Annotated in this window: 16 protein-coding genes; 10 read left to right on the forward strand and 6 right to left on the reverse strand. The window is 74.9% G+C overall.

What is annotated here, in order from left to right:
* The first annotated feature begins 56 nt into the window (after positions 1–56).
* Complete coding sequence (locus HT134_RS17660) at positions 57–644, forward strand: helix-turn-helix domain-containing protein (protein WP_175601457.1); 588 nt, start codon at positions 57–59, stop codon at positions 642–644.
* A 125-nt stretch (positions 645–769) separates the two neighbouring features.
* Positions 770–1,111 (forward strand): ADP-ribosylation/crystallin J1, encoded by a 342-nt coding sequence (locus tag HT134_RS17665; RefSeq protein ID WP_312888219.1) that lies wholly within the window; start codon positions 770–772, stop codon positions 1,109–1,111.
* A gap of 62 nt (positions 1,112–1,173) precedes the next feature.
* On the opposite strand, the gene HT134_RS17670 is transcribed toward HT134_RS17665, so the two are convergent.
* Positions 1,174–1,515: an ArsR/SmtB family transcription factor gene (locus HT134_RS17670; protein WP_175601459.1), complete on the reverse strand. Its 342-nt coding sequence runs from the start codon at positions 1,513–1,515 to the stop codon at positions 1,174–1,176.
* A 94-nt stretch (positions 1,516–1,609) separates the two neighbouring features.
* Positions 1,610–2,188, reverse strand: a complete 579-nt coding sequence (locus HT134_RS17675; protein WP_175601460.1) for a dienelactone hydrolase family protein — start codon at positions 2,186–2,188, stop codon at positions 1,610–1,612.
* Between the two features lie 192 nt (positions 2,189–2,380).
* Here HT134_RS17675 and HT134_RS17680 point away from each other — a divergent pair, with 192 nt between their 5' ends.
* Both HT134_RS17680 and HT134_RS17685 read left to right on the forward strand, forming a co-directional pair.
* Positions 2,381–3,184 (forward strand): alpha/beta fold hydrolase, encoded by an 804-nt coding sequence (locus HT134_RS17680; protein WP_175601461.1) that lies wholly within the window; start codon positions 2,381–2,383, stop codon positions 3,182–3,184.
* A 110-nt stretch (positions 3,185–3,294) separates the two neighbouring features.
* Positions 3,295–4,020, forward strand: a complete 726-nt coding sequence (locus HT134_RS17685; RefSeq protein WP_175601462.1) for a haloacid dehalogenase type II — start codon at positions 3,295–3,297, stop codon at positions 4,018–4,020.
* Here HT134_RS17685 and HT134_RS17690 read toward each other — a convergent pair.
* The gene (locus HT134_RS17690) at positions 3,974–4,903 is read right to left on the reverse strand and encodes a helix-turn-helix domain-containing protein (RefSeq protein WP_175601463.1); all 930 of its coding nucleotides are present in this window, start codon (positions 4,901–4,903) and stop codon (positions 3,974–3,976) included. The genes HT134_RS17685 and HT134_RS17690 overlap by 47 nt on opposite strands.
* Positions 4,904–5,003: 100 nt before the next feature.
* Between HT134_RS17690 and HT134_RS17695 the strand changes: the two genes are divergently transcribed.
* Complete coding sequence (locus tag HT134_RS17695; RefSeq protein WP_175601464.1) at positions 5,004–5,795, forward strand: phytanoyl-CoA dioxygenase family protein; 792 nt, start codon at positions 5,004–5,006, stop codon at positions 5,793–5,795.
* 37 nt (positions 5,796–5,832) lie between these two features.
* Here the strand turns inward: HT134_RS17695 and HT134_RS17700 are convergent, their stop codons facing one another.
* Together HT134_RS17700 and HT134_RS17705 are read right to left on the reverse strand one after the other, a co-directional pair.
* On the reverse strand, positions 5,833–6,435 hold the full coding sequence (locus HT134_RS17700) for a dihydrofolate reductase family protein (protein ID WP_175601465.1): 603 nt from the start codon (positions 6,433–6,435) through the stop codon (positions 5,833–5,835).
* Complete coding sequence (locus tag HT134_RS17705) at positions 6,432–7,322, reverse strand: metalloregulator ArsR/SmtB family transcription factor (RefSeq protein ID WP_175601466.1); 891 nt, start codon at positions 7,320–7,322, stop codon at positions 6,432–6,434. Before HT134_RS17705 ends, HT134_RS17700 begins: the two co-directional genes overlap by 4 nt.
* 104 nt (positions 7,323–7,426) lie before the next feature.
* Between HT134_RS17705 and HT134_RS17710 the strand changes: the two genes are divergently transcribed.
* Both HT134_RS17710 and HT134_RS17715 read left to right on the forward strand, forming a co-directional pair.
* Positions 7,427–8,866 (forward strand): sensor histidine kinase, encoded by a 1,440-nt coding sequence (locus HT134_RS17710; RefSeq protein ID WP_312888197.1) that lies wholly within the window; start codon positions 7,427–7,429, stop codon positions 8,864–8,866.
* Positions 8,863–9,510, forward strand: a complete 648-nt coding sequence (locus HT134_RS17715; RefSeq protein ID WP_175601467.1) for a response regulator — start codon at positions 8,863–8,865, stop codon at positions 9,508–9,510. Before HT134_RS17710 ends, HT134_RS17715 begins: the two co-directional genes overlap by 4 nt.
* Positions 9,511–9,574: 64 nt before the next feature.
* Here HT134_RS17715 and HT134_RS17720 read toward each other — a convergent pair whose 3' ends face one another.
* On the reverse strand, positions 9,575–10,582 hold the full coding sequence (locus HT134_RS17720) for a LacI family DNA-binding transcriptional regulator (RefSeq protein ID WP_175601468.1): 1,008 nt from the start codon (positions 10,580–10,582) through the stop codon (positions 9,575–9,577).
* 156 nt (positions 10,583–10,738) lie between these two features.
* Between HT134_RS17720 and HT134_RS17725 the strand changes: the two genes are divergently transcribed.
* The 3 genes from HT134_RS17725 (at position 10,739) to HT134_RS17735 (ending at position 13,651) form a co-directional block, all read left to right on the forward strand.
* Complete coding sequence (locus HT134_RS17725) at positions 10,739–11,941, forward strand: cytochrome P450 (RefSeq protein WP_175601469.1); 1,203 nt, start codon at positions 10,739–10,741, stop codon at positions 11,939–11,941.
* A gap of 55 nt (positions 11,942–11,996) precedes the next feature.
* Positions 11,997–12,689 carry a TetR/AcrR family transcriptional regulator gene (locus HT134_RS17730; protein ID WP_175601470.1) on the forward strand — a complete coding sequence of 231 codons (693 nt, stop codon included), beginning with the start codon at positions 11,997–11,999 and terminating at the stop codon, positions 12,687–12,689.
* A 182-nt stretch (positions 12,690–12,871) separates the two neighbouring features.
* Entirely contained in the window at positions 12,872–13,651 is a 780-nt protein-coding gene (locus HT134_RS17735) for an SDR family oxidoreductase (RefSeq protein ID WP_217707979.1), read from the forward strand.
* Positions 13,652–13,699 lie beyond the last annotated feature (48 nt).

Here is a 13,699-nt window from a genome sequence, read left to right on the forward strand (position 1 = left end):
ATGTGCAGGGCCACGGTGCAATGGCGGAAGCGAGTTCGACAAGTATTCTTGCCGCTATGGCAAACGACGAGGGCGACGCGGTGCTGGCGGCGGTCGGGCCGAGGCTGCGCGCGCTGCGCAGGCAGAGGGGCGCGACGCTGAACCAGCTCGCGGAGACGACCGGCATCTCGGTGAGCACGCTGTCCCGTCTGGAGTCGGGCGGGCGGCGGCCCACACTGGAGCTGCTGCTGCCGCTGGCCAAGGCGTACCAGGTGTCGCTGGACGACCTCGTCGGCGCGCCCGACACGGGCGACCCGCGGGTGCGCCTGCAGCCGATCGTCCGTCACGGCGTGACGTTCCTCCCGCTGACCCGCCGCTCGGGCGGCCTGCAGGCGTTCAAGCAGATCCTGCCGCCGGGCACGCCGTACGGCCACGACGAGCTGCAGACGCACGAGGGCTACGAGTGGCTGTACGTGCTGTCGGGCCGCCTGCGGCTGCGGCTGGCCGAGCACGACCTCCTGCTGACGGCGGGGGAGGCCGCCGAGTTCGACACCCATCTCCCGCACCTGGTCACCAACCCTGGCCCGGAGCCGGCGGAGGTGCTCAACCTGTTCGGCCCGCAGGGGGAGCGCCTGCACGTCCGCGCCCGCCCCAAGCAGAGCTGACGGACCGCCCTGGGGGTGAGATCTGGTCGGCGGACAACCGTGCGATCCTTGCCCTACCCCGTCTCGGCGGGGATCAGGGCGACCCGGTGATGGCGGAGAGGTGCGCGGTGGTGCAGGACGAAGGGGTGCCGGCCACCGTGCTGTGGCGCCCGACGGGGCCGGAAGAGCTGGAGCTCGTCCGGCGGTCCGGCTGGCGCGCCTGGCCGCCTCGGCTGCCGGAGCAGCCGATCTTCTACCCCGTGCTCGACGAGGAGTACGCCATCAAGATCGCCCGGGAGTGGAACGTCCCGCACCACGGCGTCGGGTACGTGACCCGGTTCCGGGTCGAGACGCGGTTCCTGGAGCGCTACCCGGTCCAGCAGGCCGGCGGCAGGACCATCCTGGAGCTGTGGGTCCCGGCCGAGGAGCTGGACGAGTTCAACGCCCATCTGGTCGGCCCGATCGAGGTCGTGCACGAGTTCCGGTGACCCGGCCCGCCGGGCGGCCCTCCCGGCGGCTGGGCCGTCACCCGTGACGCGGGGCGCGGCCGCTAGAGGACGTCCCCGAGTTCGGCGGTGAACTGGGCGATGCGTTCCTCGTCCCGCCGGTAGTGCGTCCACTTGCCCACGCGGGTGGAGACCACCAGCCCGGCGCGCTCCAGCGCCGCCATGTAGGACGAGACCGTGGACTGGGCGAGCCCGAGCCTGCCCTGGATGTGGCTGACGCACACGCCGACCTCGTGCGGGTCGGCGATGCCCTCGTGCACCGGGAAGTTCGCCTCGGGATCGCGCAGCCACTGCAGCACCTGGAGCCGCACGGGGTTGGCGAGCGCCTTGAAGACCTCCAGCAGGTGCGCCGAGGTGTCCGGCGAGGATGCGGTGCGGGTCGCCATGTGCCGTCCAGCTGAGTCGGAAGCGCGATGAATCGAAGAGTATCGATATGATATCCGGCCGCGCCGGTCGTGGCCCTGCCCGGCGGGCCGACGCTCACCCGAGGGACCTCAGGAACGCCTGCGTACGGGAGAGCAGCAGCGCGGCGGCGTCCGCGTCGTAGGAGGGCAGCGTGCGGTCGGCGAAGTAGTGCTGGTCGCCGGGGTAGAGGAACAGCTCGCCCTGCCCGGCCGACTTGACGACCTCGCGGGCGAACTCGACGTCGCCCTCGCCGACGAAGACGGGATCGGCGTCCATGCCGTGCACCTGGACCGGAACACCGTCCGGCCACGCGTCGCCGAACTCCGAGAGCGGCACGCAGGCGTGGTACAGCAGCGCGCCCCGGGCGCCGGGCCGGGTCTGGGCCAGCTTCTGCGCGGGCAGCACGCCGAGCGAGAACCCGGCATAGACCAGGCCGGCGGGCAGGTTCTCGACCGCCCGGGCGCCGCGTTCGATCACCGTGCCGAAGCCGACGTCCTGGACGTACGCCATCCCTTCCTCGATGCCGCCGAACGTGCGGCCCTCGAAGAGGTCGGGCGTGTGGACGGTGTGCCCGGCCTGGCGCAGTTCGTCGGCGAACGCGGTGACGCCCGGCGTGAGCCCCAGCGCGTGATGAAACAGAACGACCTCGGCCATGATGCCCCCCGGTTGCTCGGTGCGACGCGGATGATTCGTGACAGTAAGTCATGTCTGCTGGATCTTGTCCAGCTCACAGGGTGGGCCACGTTGAAGAGTGGGCGCATGCCCACTAGAGTGGGCGAGCGCCCACTATCCCGGTACGGGAACGCGGCGCGCGGACACCTTCCCCCACAGAAAAGACCCCGACCCATGACGACGACCCACACGATCACCGTGCCCGGAGCGCGGATCACCTACGACGTGCGGGGCGACGGCCCCGTGCTGGTGCTGGCGGGCTTCCCGATGACGGCCGGCCCGTTCGCCGCGCTGGCCCAGACCCTCGCGGACCACCACACCGTGGTCACCTTCGACCCCCGCGGCATGGGCCGCAGCCCGGCCGACGACCCCGGCCAGGGCTCCACCCCCGAACGGCGGGCGGACGACGTGGCGGCCGTCCTGGACGCCATCGGCGCCGACGATGCGGACTTCCTGGGCAGCAGCGGCGGCGGGATCACCGGGCTGGCGCTGGCCGCGAGGCGTCCGGAGCGGGTCCGCGTCCTCGTCGCGCACGAGCCGCCGCTGTTCGAACTGCTGCCGGACGTGGCCGAGCGGCGTGCCGCGGTCGAGAGGGTCGTCGCGACCCACCGGAGCGAGGGCGTGCGCGCGGCCCTGGCGAGGTTCATGACCGACGTCGTCGGACACGACCCGGCCATGGGCGAGAACGCCGCCCGGCACTCCTCGGAACAGGACCTCGCCGACTTCGCCCGGCTCTTCGCCCTCGAACTGCGCAGCACCACCGGCCATGTCCCGGACCTCGCCGCCCTGGCCGGCGGCCGGGTCGTGGTGGGCGTCGGAGCCGCCTCCGCGCGCCTGGTCACCAGCCGTACCTCGCTGGCCCTGGCCGCGCGCCTGGGCCTCGAGCCGGTCGAGTTCCCCGGCGGGCACGGCGGTTTCCGCACCCATCCCGAGCAGTTCGCCGAGGTCCTCCGCCGGACGCTGGCCGCTCACCCCTGACGGGCGGCCGAGTCGGACGCGCCGACGCTTCCGACGCCGCCGCACGGGCACACCAGAAGGCACGGGTACACGAGAAGGCACGGGCACGCACGAGAAGGCAGGAGGTGCTCATGCGGGAGTTCGACCCGGCTGAGATCCGCGTGGTGGCCTGCGACATCTTCGGCACGACCGTCGACTGGCGCACCGGGGTCGCCGACCAGGTCGCCCGGATCGCGGCCGATCACGGGCTGAGCCTGGACGGCGGCGCGTTCGCCGACGCCTGGCGCGACCGCTACCTGCCGTCCCTGCGACGCGTGAACCGTGGCGAGCGCGACTGGGCCCCCCTCGACACCCTGCACCGCGAGTCGCTGGACGAGCTCCTCGACGAGCGCGGCGCCGGGAGCGCGTTCGACGACGCGGCGCGCCGGCGGCTCGTCCACGCCTGGCACCGCCTGCCCGCCTGGGCGGACGCGGTGGCGGGACTGGCCAGGCTGCGCCGCCGCTTCGTCGTGACCACCTTGTCGAACGGCGGATTCGCGCTGCTGACGACCCTGGTCAAGGCGGCGGGACTGCCCTTCGACTGCATCGTGTCGGCCGAGCTCGCCCGCGCCTACAAGCCGGCGCCCCGCGCCTATCTCACCGCCGCCGAACTGCTCGACGTCGAGCCGGGGCAGGTCCTGCTGGTCGCCGCGCACCGGTGGGACATCGACGGCGCCCGCGACGCGGGGCTCGCCACCGCGTTCCTCGAACGGCCGCTGGAGAAGGGCCCCGGCCGCACCGCCGACCGGGCGGCCGACGTCGCCGCCGATCTCAGCGTGACCGGCTTCGACCACCTGGCCGGCGTTCTGGGCTGCTGAGCGACGCCGGGGCCCCGCCGTCGGTGGCTGATCGGCTGCGCCGCCGGTACTCGGTGGGCGTCAGCCCGACCAGCGTACGGAAGCGGCGGGCGAAGTAGGTCGGGTCGTCCCAGCCGACGGCGGCGCCGACCCGGGCGGCCGGCAGGGACGAGTGCGCCAGCAGGGTGGCGGCCCGCTCGGCCCGCAGCCGGGCCAGGAAGTCCAGCGGCGTCAACCCGACGTACCGCTTGAACAGCCGGCCGAGATGGGCGGCGTCCAGGTTGACCGCGCGGGCGAGGTCGTCCAGCCGCCACGGATGGGCGGGCGCCGCCTCCAGCCGGGCGACGGTGGCGGCGACGGCGGGATGGACGACGGGCTCGGGCGCCCCCGGTCCGGGGTCGCCGCCGTCGGCCAGCACGCCGAGCACGGTGACCAGCCGGCCCAGCACGCGCCCCGGACGGCTCGGCTCGGCTCCGAGGTCGCGTTCGAGGAGGCCGATCTCCGCGATGGCCTCCTCGGCGGCGGCCGGATCGACGGCGGTCACCGCCACGCCGTGCGTGCCGGCCGCCACCGGGCCGGTCCACAGCATCCGGCGCAGCATCGGGATGTCGTACAGCGCCGACAGCTCGGCCCGCAGCGCCTGGGCGGACAGGCAGCAGTTGGCGACCGTCAGGTCCGCGCAGTCCCGGAACCCGTGCCAGGCGCCGGGGCGGAGCACGATGACCTGCCCGGGCCGCAGCGGATGCTCGCCCTGGCTGGTCACGTGCCGGCCGTGACCGGTCCCGATCACCGCGATCTCGAGGAAGTCGTGCGCGTGCGCCTCGATGTCGAGATCCAGGAGGTGGACGCCGCCGAGGACCGGGCGCCCGGTGAACAGCGCGTGCTCGTGCAGCGTGGCCGGCATGTCGGGATCGTACGACTGCTCGCCGGGATCGGCCTAGCCCCCGGCGGTCCGCCTCGGCGACGCTTGCAGGGTCCCGACACGCGGATTGCGGAGGTAGAAGATGGCGACGACCACGAGCGAGCAGTACGGCAGCGACGTCGGAGCCGACGGGCGGGTGCCGGAGGAGCTGGTGGCGGCGTACCGCGAACACGGTTTCGTCCGAGTGCGAGGCGTCCTCGGCCCCGGCGAGGTGGAGCGTTTCCGGGCGAGCGCCGAGGAGTTCCTGGAGGCGCATCGCGCGGAGAGCCTGGAGCAGCAGGGCGTCTTCAGCCAGCTCGTCAACGTCTGGCAGCGCGACCGGACGCTGCGCGAGCTCACGCTCCATCCGCGGCTCGCCCGCGTCGCCGAGCAGCTCGCCGGGTTCCCGCTGCGGCTCTGGCACGACCACATGCTGGTCAAGGAGCCGCACAACAACGCCGCCACGGAGTTCCACCAGGACCGGCCGTACTGGCCGCACACGGGCGACCGGCTCCCGCTGTCGGCGTGGATCGCGCTGGTCGACGTGCCGCCGGAGCGCGGCTGCATGACCTTCCTGCCCGGCACTCAGGACCGCACCGGCCTGCGCCCGCAGGACCTGCACCACGAGGAGGACCTGTTCGAGATGGATCCGTCCCTGCGCTGGATCCCCCGGGTCACCGTGCCGCTCCGCGCCGGCGACTGCACCTTCCACAGCGGCTACACCGGCCACATGGCGCTGCCCAACCGCACCGACCAGGCCCGGCTCGCCCACGTCACCATCTACATGGACGAGGAGACGCGGTACGACGGGAGCCGGCACGTCGTGACCGACCCGCTCGGACTCGCCGCGGGGGACCGGCTGGACGGCGCCGCCTTCCCCCGCCCCTGGGCGTAGGCGGCGCGGCTCGGGAGGGGCGCCGGGGGAGCGGGGCTCAGCGGACCCGGTCGTAGATCAAGGACAGGGTGCCGTGCTCGCCCGCGGCCTGGCTGACCAGCGACCACCGCCCCTCGGGCAGGCCGTCGTCGAAGAGGCGCGGCCCGCCGCCGAGGAAGACCGGGAAGATCGTGAGCGCCAGCCGGTCCACCTGGTCGGCGGCCAGCAGCGCCTTGATGACGCTGGCGCTGGAGAGCACGAGGATGTCGCCGCCCCCGGTCGCCTTGAGGTCCTCGACCACCTCGGCGGCCGGCTTGTCGGCGATCGTCGTCCGCTCCCACGGCGCCTCGGCCAGGCTGGAGGACAGGACGACCTTGTCGGCGTCGACGAGCCACTTCGCGAAACCCTCGTCGCGCGGGTCGGCGCCCTCCATGCCGATGACGGTGGGCCAGAAACCGAGGAAGCCCTCGGCGTTGACCCGGCCGAGCAGGGCCGTCGTCGCCGGCTCCCAGAGGCTCGTCAGGTGGTCGCGGGCGACGTCGGTGACGGCGTACGGCATCACCCAGCTCATGTCGAGGGGGTCGCCCGGCCGGGCGTAGTGGCCGTCGAGGGAGAGGCTCATGTTGGTGACGACCCTGCGGGCGCTGGTCTGCTCGGTCACTTGGTGCTCCTTGTGTCGTTGTCGTGGGTGACGTCGGTGACGTCGGTGTTGGGGGTGTTCGAGGCGCCGGGGTGCTGCGCGGCGAGGTTCGCCGCGAGCTTGTCGAGGCTCTGGCCGAAGCCGATCTCGATGCCCGCGACGAAGTCCGCGGAGGGCACTGTGCTGTCGATGATCTGGTACTGGACGTCGAGGTCCGTGCCGGTGCTGGTCGGACGCAGTCCGAGGGTGACGTGGGCGGTGAAGGCCGGCCCGCCGTCGGGAAGCAGGGGGGAGAGCCGGTAGGACAGGCGCTCGCCGGGGCGTACGTCCTCCACGACCCCCTCCCCGCGCCCGGCGACCGGGTCGGAGTCGCCGGCGTCCTCGGCGTCGCGGTACTCCAGGACGATCCGCCCGCCCGGCCGCGCGTCGAACACGAGCTCGGAGACACGCAGGTCCTCGGGCGTCCACCAGCGGGCCAGCAGGGACGTCTCGGTCAGGTGGCGCCAGACCAGCTCGGGGCCGCCCGCCAGCGACCGGACGAACCTGAACGAGCGTCCGTCGGCCCACCCCGCCTCCTCCGCGGCGAGTCGTTCCGCCTGGAGGCTCACCCCGTAGCGGTCGAACGTCTCGCGCGGGCCGCCGGCCCGGTCGGCGGTGTCGGCGAGCCGGCTCAGCGCGGCCGCCAGCTCCCGCAGGGGATCGGGCCGGAGCGCGTAGACGCGGCGCTGGCCGCTGCGCCGGGAGGTGACGACCCCGGCGCGTTCGAGGGTCTGCAGGTGCTTGGTCGTCTGCGGCTGGCGCGCCTCGGCGAGCCGGGCGAGGACCCCGACGGGGCGGGGCCGCTCGGCCAGCAGGTTCACGAGCCGCCACCGGGCCGGGTCGGCCAGTGCGGCGAGGAGTGCGTCCATGCCGAGAAGTATGCTCCATGGCGAATATTCGCGTCAAGGAATATCTGAGGAATCGTCCTTTCGGCCGGTGTGACGCGCGGCCGTGAGTCCCTAACCTGAACGCCGTGCCCGCCCCGGACGGCCTCCGCTCCGCCTCACCACGCCCCGGCGATCCCGGCCCCGGTCATCCGCGGCCCGACCGCCCGGCTCCCGACGCGCCCGCCCGGCCCGAGGCCGCTGGTGAGGACCCGCACGCGCTCGCGGGGCCGGAGGATCCGGGCGGGGACCTGCCCACGTCTGCCAGGCCGGACGATCCGGGTGCGGACCTGCGCGCGTCCGCCCAGCCGGACGACCCGCGCGGGGCCGGCCGGGGCGACGTGCGGGAGCGGACGCCTCAGGAACGTCGCCGGGCGGCGATGGACGCGGGCCTCGCGGCGGTGTTCGCCCTGACGGCGGGCTACGTGGCGTACCGGATCGCGGGGAGCTGGGGCGGCGGCGCGTGGTGGTTCGGGTGCGCCGCCGGGACGGTGGTGTGCGTCATCGCGCTGCTGCGCCGCGGGCATCGCGCCCGGGCGGCCGCCGCCGGCCTGGCCGTCGCCGCGGCGGCCGTCCTGACCGCCCGTCTCGCGCACCTGCCCGCCGAGCCCGGCCCGGCCATGGCGCTCGCGCTGGCCGTCCTCATCGGCTCCGCCGTCCGGGCCCTCCCGCGGCGGCAGGCGGGCGCGGTCGCGGCGGGAGGACTCGCCGTCGCGGTGCTCGCGTTCGCCGCCTCCGCCGCGCACGCGACCGTGGCCGAGCTGTACGGCCTGGCCTGGCTCGCCGCCACCGGCCTCGCGCTGGGCGCGCGCCTGCTCCGCGCCCGCCGCCGGGCCGCCATGGAGCGGGTACGCCGGGACGAACGCCTCCGGCTGGCCAGGGAGCTGCACGACGTCGTCGCCCACCACGTCACCAGCGTGGTGCTCCAGACCCAGGCCGCCCGGCTCGTGGCCCGCCGGCGCCCCGACGGGGTGGACGCCTGCCTGGCCGGTATCGAGGCCGCCGGCTCCGACGCCCTCGCCGGGGCCCGCCGCGTCGTCGGGCTCCTGCGCGACGACACCCCCTCCCCGGCGCCCGCTCCCGCCGCCGTCTCCCCCCACGGGGAGCGGCTCGGCGAGCTGGTGCGGCGCTTCACCGGCCCTCCCGTACGCCTGCGGCTCCCCGAGGGCGAGCCCGGATGGCCGCCCGAGGTCGCCACCACCGTCTACCGGATCGTCCAGGAGTCCCTCACGAACGTCTCCCGCCACGCCCCCCACGCCGGCTCCGTCTCGGTCACCGTGGCCGAGGACCACGGCGTGATCACCGTCGAGGTGGCCGACGACGCCCCGCCCGTCCCCGCCCGCCGCCTGCGCCGGGGCGGCGCGGGCGGCGGCCTCGGAGCAGGCGCGCGAGGCGGCGGGTACGGCCTGGTCGGCATGCGGGAACGCCTGGACGCCCTCGGCGGCACGCTCACCGCCGGTCCGCGCCCGCGGGGCGCCGGCTGGGCCGTGCGGGCCACCCTGCCCGTCCCCGCGCGCGGGCGCCGATGACGATCAGGGTGCTGCTGGCCGACGACCAGGCGATGGTCCGCGCCAGCCTGCGGATCATCCTGGAGGACGAGCCGGGCGTCAGCGTGGTGGCCGAGGCCGCCGACGGCGAGGAGGCGGTCGCGCTGGCCCGCGAGCTGCGCCCCGACGTGTGCCTCGTGGACGTGCAGATGCCCCGCCTCGACGGCGTCGCCGTCACCCGCGCCCTGGCCGGCCCCGGCGTGCCGGACCCGCTGCGGGTGGTGGTCGTCACGACGTTCGACCTGGACGCGTACGTCCACGGGGCGCTGCTCGGCGGGGCGGCCGGGTTCGTGCTGAAGGACGCGGGCCCCGCCCTACTGGTGGAGGCCGTGCGGGCGGCGCACGCCGGGGACGCGCTCATCTCGCCGTCGGTCACGCTGCGGCTGCTGAGCCGCCTCGCGGGCACCGGGCACGGCCCCGGGCGGAGGCCCGTACGGGCTCTGTCGGAACGAGAGGCCGAGGTGGTGCGGGCGGTCGCCCGGGGGCGCACCAACCAGGAGATCGCCGCGGAGCTGTCCATCTCGCTGAGCACGGTCAAGGGGCACATCGCCGGCGTGCTGGCCAAGCTCGGCGCCCGCAACCGGGTCGAGATCGCCGCCTGGGCCTGGGAGAACCGCGCCGTGTAGCGATACCCGCACATCGGGTGCGCCCGGGGCTAGCGGCGGGAGACGCGGACGCGGTGGGCGCTCGTCAGCGGGTGCGGGCGGTGGACGCCCGCTCGACCAGGTCGGGCTGGAAGATGACCTGGCGGTGCTCGTGGAAGTCCGGCTGGTTGGCCTCCTCCAGGAGCATGAGCGCGGCCGTGTGGCCGAGCTGCTCGCGCGGCTGCCGGATCGACGACAGCGGCACGGCCGCCGCCGCGGCGAAGTCGATGTCGTCGTAGCCCAGGATCGCCACGTCGTCCGGCACCCGCAGGCCGTGCCGCGTCAGCTCCTGGAGCACGCCCAGTGCGACCAGGTCGTTCGCGCAGAAGACCGCCGTGGGGCGGTCGGCGCGGGACATGCCGGCCACCTCCTCGCCGGCGGTGCGGCCGGTGGCGACGGTCAGGTCCGGCAGCGCGATGACGGTCAGCCGGTCGCCGGGCGCCATCGCGCCCGCCAGCCCCTGGTGGCGCTCCTCCACCTGGCGGACGGTGAACGGCCCGCCCGCGAACGCGATGTGGCGATGCCCCCGCTCCCGCAGGTGCAGGCCGGCCAGCCGGCCGCCGAGGACGTCGTCGGCCGCGACCGCGCAGCCCCGGCCCTGCCGCGAGGAGTTGTCGAACACGACCACCGGGATGCCGCGCGCCACGAGCCGGCCCAGCCGCCGGTCCTGTCCCTCGGCGTTCACCGGCGTGATCAGCACGCCGAAGGGCCGCTCCTCCTCGAACATCTCCAGCAGCCGCGCCTCGCGCGCGGCGTCCTTGCTGCTGTTGACCACCATGACGTTGAGGTCGGCGGTCTCCGCCGCGGCCTCCACGCCGCGCAGCACGTCGATGACGAACGGGTTGGACAGGTCGAGCGCCACGACGCCGATGGTCCGGCTGCGCCCGGCCCGCAGGTGGCGCGCCGAGCCGTTGCGCACGTAGCCGAGCTGGGCCACCGCCGCCTGCACCCGCACCCGGGTCTCCTGCGCCACGAGTTCGGGACGGTTGAGCACGTTGCTGACGGTGCCCACGGAGACTCCGGCGAGGCGGGCGACCTCTTTGATGCTCGACATCGTTCCTCGTGTCCGCTGGGCGCTCTGCCGGCCAACGTGATCATACCGTACGGGTCCCGCCCTGATCGAAACGATTTTCTGCGGTTAAGGCGATTGCCTTATTAAGGCGGCTGCCTTAGCGTCAAGATCGACCCGACATCGACTTGAGGGGGCGTCATGACCGAGTCCGTGCCCACCTACCCCTTCGACCGGGAGGAGGCCCTGCGCCCGCCGCGCGAGTGGAGCGAGCTGCAGGACACGTGCCCCGTGGCGCACGTCCGGCTGCCCAGCGGCGACACCGCCCAGCTCGTCACCCGCTACGACGACGTGCGCGCCCTGCTCACCGACCCCCGCTTCCGGCGCGGCGGCCAGGACGCCGCGCGGATCGCGACCACGCAGGACGGCGGCCTGTTCGCCCGCAACACCATGACCATCACCCAGGGCGAGGGCCACCGCCGGTGGCGGCGGCTGCTCAGCCCGTCCTTCACCATCCGCCGGATGGAGGCGTGGCGGCCCCGTGTGCAGGCCATGTGCGACGAGCTGGTGGACGACCTGCTGGCCTCCGGGTCCCCGGCCGACCTCTCGGTCCGGCTGGGCCTGCCCCTGCCGGTGCGGGTCATCTGCGCGCTGGTCGGCGCCCCGGCCGAGGACCAGGACAGATTCGCGCACTGGTCGCGGGTCATGCTCACCCTCACCCGCCACACGCAGGAGGAGGTGCAGCAGGCGTACGAGGAGTTCGACGCGTACGTCTCCGACCTGGTGGCCGCGCGGCGCGCCGAGCCCGGCGACGACCTGCTCAGCGAGCTGACCCAGATCTCCGACAGCGAGGACGGCCGGCTCAGCCACGAGGAGCTGATCGCCACCGTGCGGGCGCTGCTGCTGGCCGGGCACGAGACCACCTCGAACATGATCGCCATCATGGTCGCGATGCTGCTGGCCGAGCCCGAGCGCTACCAGGCGGTCATCGACGACCCCGGCCTCATCCCCGGCACGGTCGAGGAGGTGCTGCGCCTCGACAGCACACTGAGCGTGGTCGGCTTCCCCCGCGTCGCCGGCGAGGACCTCGACATCGCCGGGGTCGAGGTGCCCGCCGGGAGCACGCTGATCCCGTGCCGCCCCGCCGCCAACCGCGACCCGCGCAAGTTCGCCGACCCCGAGCGGTTCGACCCGCACCGCGACAACGCCAACCAGCACCTCACCTTCGGCGCCGGCCCGCACTACTGCCTCGGCCAGCCGCTGGCCCGCCTGGAGCTGCAGGTCGTGCTCGGCACGCTGGTCCGCCGGCTGCCCGGCCTGCGCCTGCGCGACGGCGCCGAGGCCCTGCGCCTGCGCACCGGGCTGCTGTCGGGCGGCCTGGAGAACGTCTGGGTCGCCTGGTGAGCGGGCGGCGGACGGTGTGAGCTCGCCCCGCTCGGCCGCCGCGCGGAGCCTCATCATGCGCGCCGCCGAGCGGCTCTACGCCACCCGCGGCCTCGCCGGCGTGTCCATCCGGCAGATCGGCGAGGCCGCCGGGCAGCGCAACAACTCCGCCGTGCAGTACCACTTCGCCGGGCGCGACGCCCTCATCGAGGCCGTCCTGGCCGAGCACGCCGCGGCGATCGAACGGCACCGGCTGGCCATGATGACCGCGCTCGGCGACCCCGCGCGGATGTCGCCGCGCGACCGGCTCCGCTGCGCCGTCCTGCCCCGCGTGGAGCACCAGATCGAGCTCGGCACCCCGTCCTGGTACGCGCGCTTCCTCGCCCAGATCGCGGTCGAGCCCGCGCTGCGCGAGCACGCCGTGCGCACGCACCTGGAGACGCCGTCCCTGCGCCGCCTGTACGACGCCATGCGCGCGGAGCGGGCCGTGCCGCGCGAAGGCGGTGGTCGGGAACCGCGCGACGATGGCGGCCGGGGGCCGTGCGACGACGGCGGCGCGACCGCCCGCCGGGAGGCCATGACGCGCCAGCTCGTCGTGCACATGTGCGCCGAGCTGGAGACGGACCTGGCGGCCGGGCGGGCCGCGGGCCGCGTGGGGCCGGACGACGCCGCCGCGGCCTGGCGCCGCCTGGGGGACGACCTCGTCACGGGGCTGCTGGGCCTGGTCGCGGCCCTGGACGCGGCCGACCCCGGGGGTGGGCCGGGTTGACGGGCGCATCCGGGTCCAGAGGCGGGCCGGGTTGACGGGCGCGTGCGCGTCCGGGGGCGGTCGCGGGGGCTCGGTCCCCGCCTCCTAGCGTGGGTGCCGGCGCGTCGCGATCGAGGACCGTGACGCGATGGAGGACACGGAGTCCGGGCGACGTGATCGAGGACGCTCTGGGAGGGGTGCGCGTGGGAGGAACCGTCTTGGTGACCGGCGCGACCGGCAGGCTGGGCGGGGCCGTGGTGCCGAAGCTCGCCGAGGCCGGGTACGAGGTGCGGGCCATGAGCCGCGCTCCACGCTCGGGCGGCGGCGCGACCTGGGTGGTGGCGGACCTGACCACCGGGCGGGGGCTGGCCGAGGCGCTGGACGGCGCCGGCGCGGTGATCCATCTGGCGTCGGCGCCGTACAAGGGCAAGTACACCGAGCGGGTCGAGGTGGAGGGCACGCGGCGGCTGTGCGAGGCGGCCCGGGAGGCCGGCGTGGGGCACCTGCTCTACACCTCGATCATCGGGGCGGACCGGGTGCCCTGGGGCTACTTCGGGACGAAGGTACGCACCGAGGAGGTCGTGCGGGCGGGCGGGGTGCCGTGGTCGGTCGTGCGGGCCGCGCAGTTCCACGCGTTCGTGGACCAGGCGTTCGGCCTGGTGGCCCGGGCGGGGCTGCTGGTCGTCGACCCGGCGGTCAAGGCGCAGCCGGTGGACGTGCGGGACGTGGCGGACCGGCTCGTCCGGCGGCTGGGGGAGGGGCCGAGCGGCCGGGCGGAGGACTTCGGCGGTCCGGAGGTCGTGACCATGGAGGAGGCGGCCCGGCAGTGGCTGGCCGCGCGCCGGGTGCGGCGGCCCGTCGTGCGGGTCCGGCTGCCCGGCAGGCTGGGCGTCGCCTTCCGCGGCGGCCACCTCACCACCCGCGCGACGCCCGCGGGCGCCATCACCTGGAGCCGCTACCTCCAGGAACATCCCCGAGCCTGAGGCCACCGCTCCGGCGGGCGGCGGCCGAGGGACGCCGTGAGGTCTCCG

This window comes from Nonomuraea rhodomycinica, assembly GCF_013363995.1.
GTDB lineage: Bacteria > Actinomycetota > Actinomycetes > Streptosporangiales > Streptosporangiaceae > Nonomuraea > Nonomuraea rhodomycinica.

Bases quoted from the DNA above. Each gene is read 5' to 3' on its own strand.
- HT134_RS17715 (WP_175601467.1), top strand. From the start codon at position 8,863: ATGACGATCAGGGTGCTGCTGGCCGACGACCAGGCGATGGTCCGCGCC.
- HT134_RS17670 (WP_175601459.1), bottom strand. From the start codon at position 1,515: ATGGCGACCCGCACCGCATCCTCGCCGGACACCTCGGCGCACCTGCTG.
- HT134_RS17725 (WP_175601469.1), top strand. From the start codon at position 10,739: ATGACCGAGTCCGTGCCCACCTACCCCTTCGACCGGGAGGAGGCCCTG.
- HT134_RS17660 (WP_175601457.1), top strand. From the start codon at position 57: ATGGCAAACGACGAGGGCGACGCGGTGCTGGCGGCGGTCGGGCCGAGG.
- HT134_RS17680 (WP_175601461.1), top strand. From the start codon at position 2,381: ATGACGACGACCCACACGATCACCGTGCCCGGAGCGCGGATCACCTAC.
- HT134_RS17685 (WP_175601462.1), top strand. From the start codon at position 3,295: ATGCGGGAGTTCGACCCGGCTGAGATCCGCGTGGTGGCCTGCGACATC.
- HT134_RS17705 (WP_175601466.1), bottom strand. From the start codon at position 7,322: ATGGACGCACTCCTCGCCGCACTGGCCGACCCGGCCCGGTGGCGGCTC.
- HT134_RS17675 (WP_175601460.1), bottom strand. From the start codon at position 2,188: ATGGCCGAGGTCGTTCTGTTTCATCACGCGCTGGGGCTCACGCCGGGC.
- HT134_RS17695 (WP_175601464.1), top strand. From the start codon at position 5,004: ATGGCGACGACCACGAGCGAGCAGTACGGCAGCGACGTCGGAGCCGAC.
- HT134_RS17690 (WP_175601463.1), bottom strand. From the start codon at position 4,903: ATGCCGGCCACGCTGCACGAGCACGCGCTGTTCACCGGGCGCCCGGTC.
- HT134_RS17720 (WP_175601468.1), bottom strand. From the start codon at position 10,582: ATGTCGAGCATCAAAGAGGTCGCCCGCCTCGCCGGAGTCTCCGTGGGC.
- HT134_RS17730 (WP_175601470.1), top strand. From the start codon at position 11,997: ATGCGCGCCGCCGAGCGGCTCTACGCCACCCGCGGCCTCGCCGGCGTG.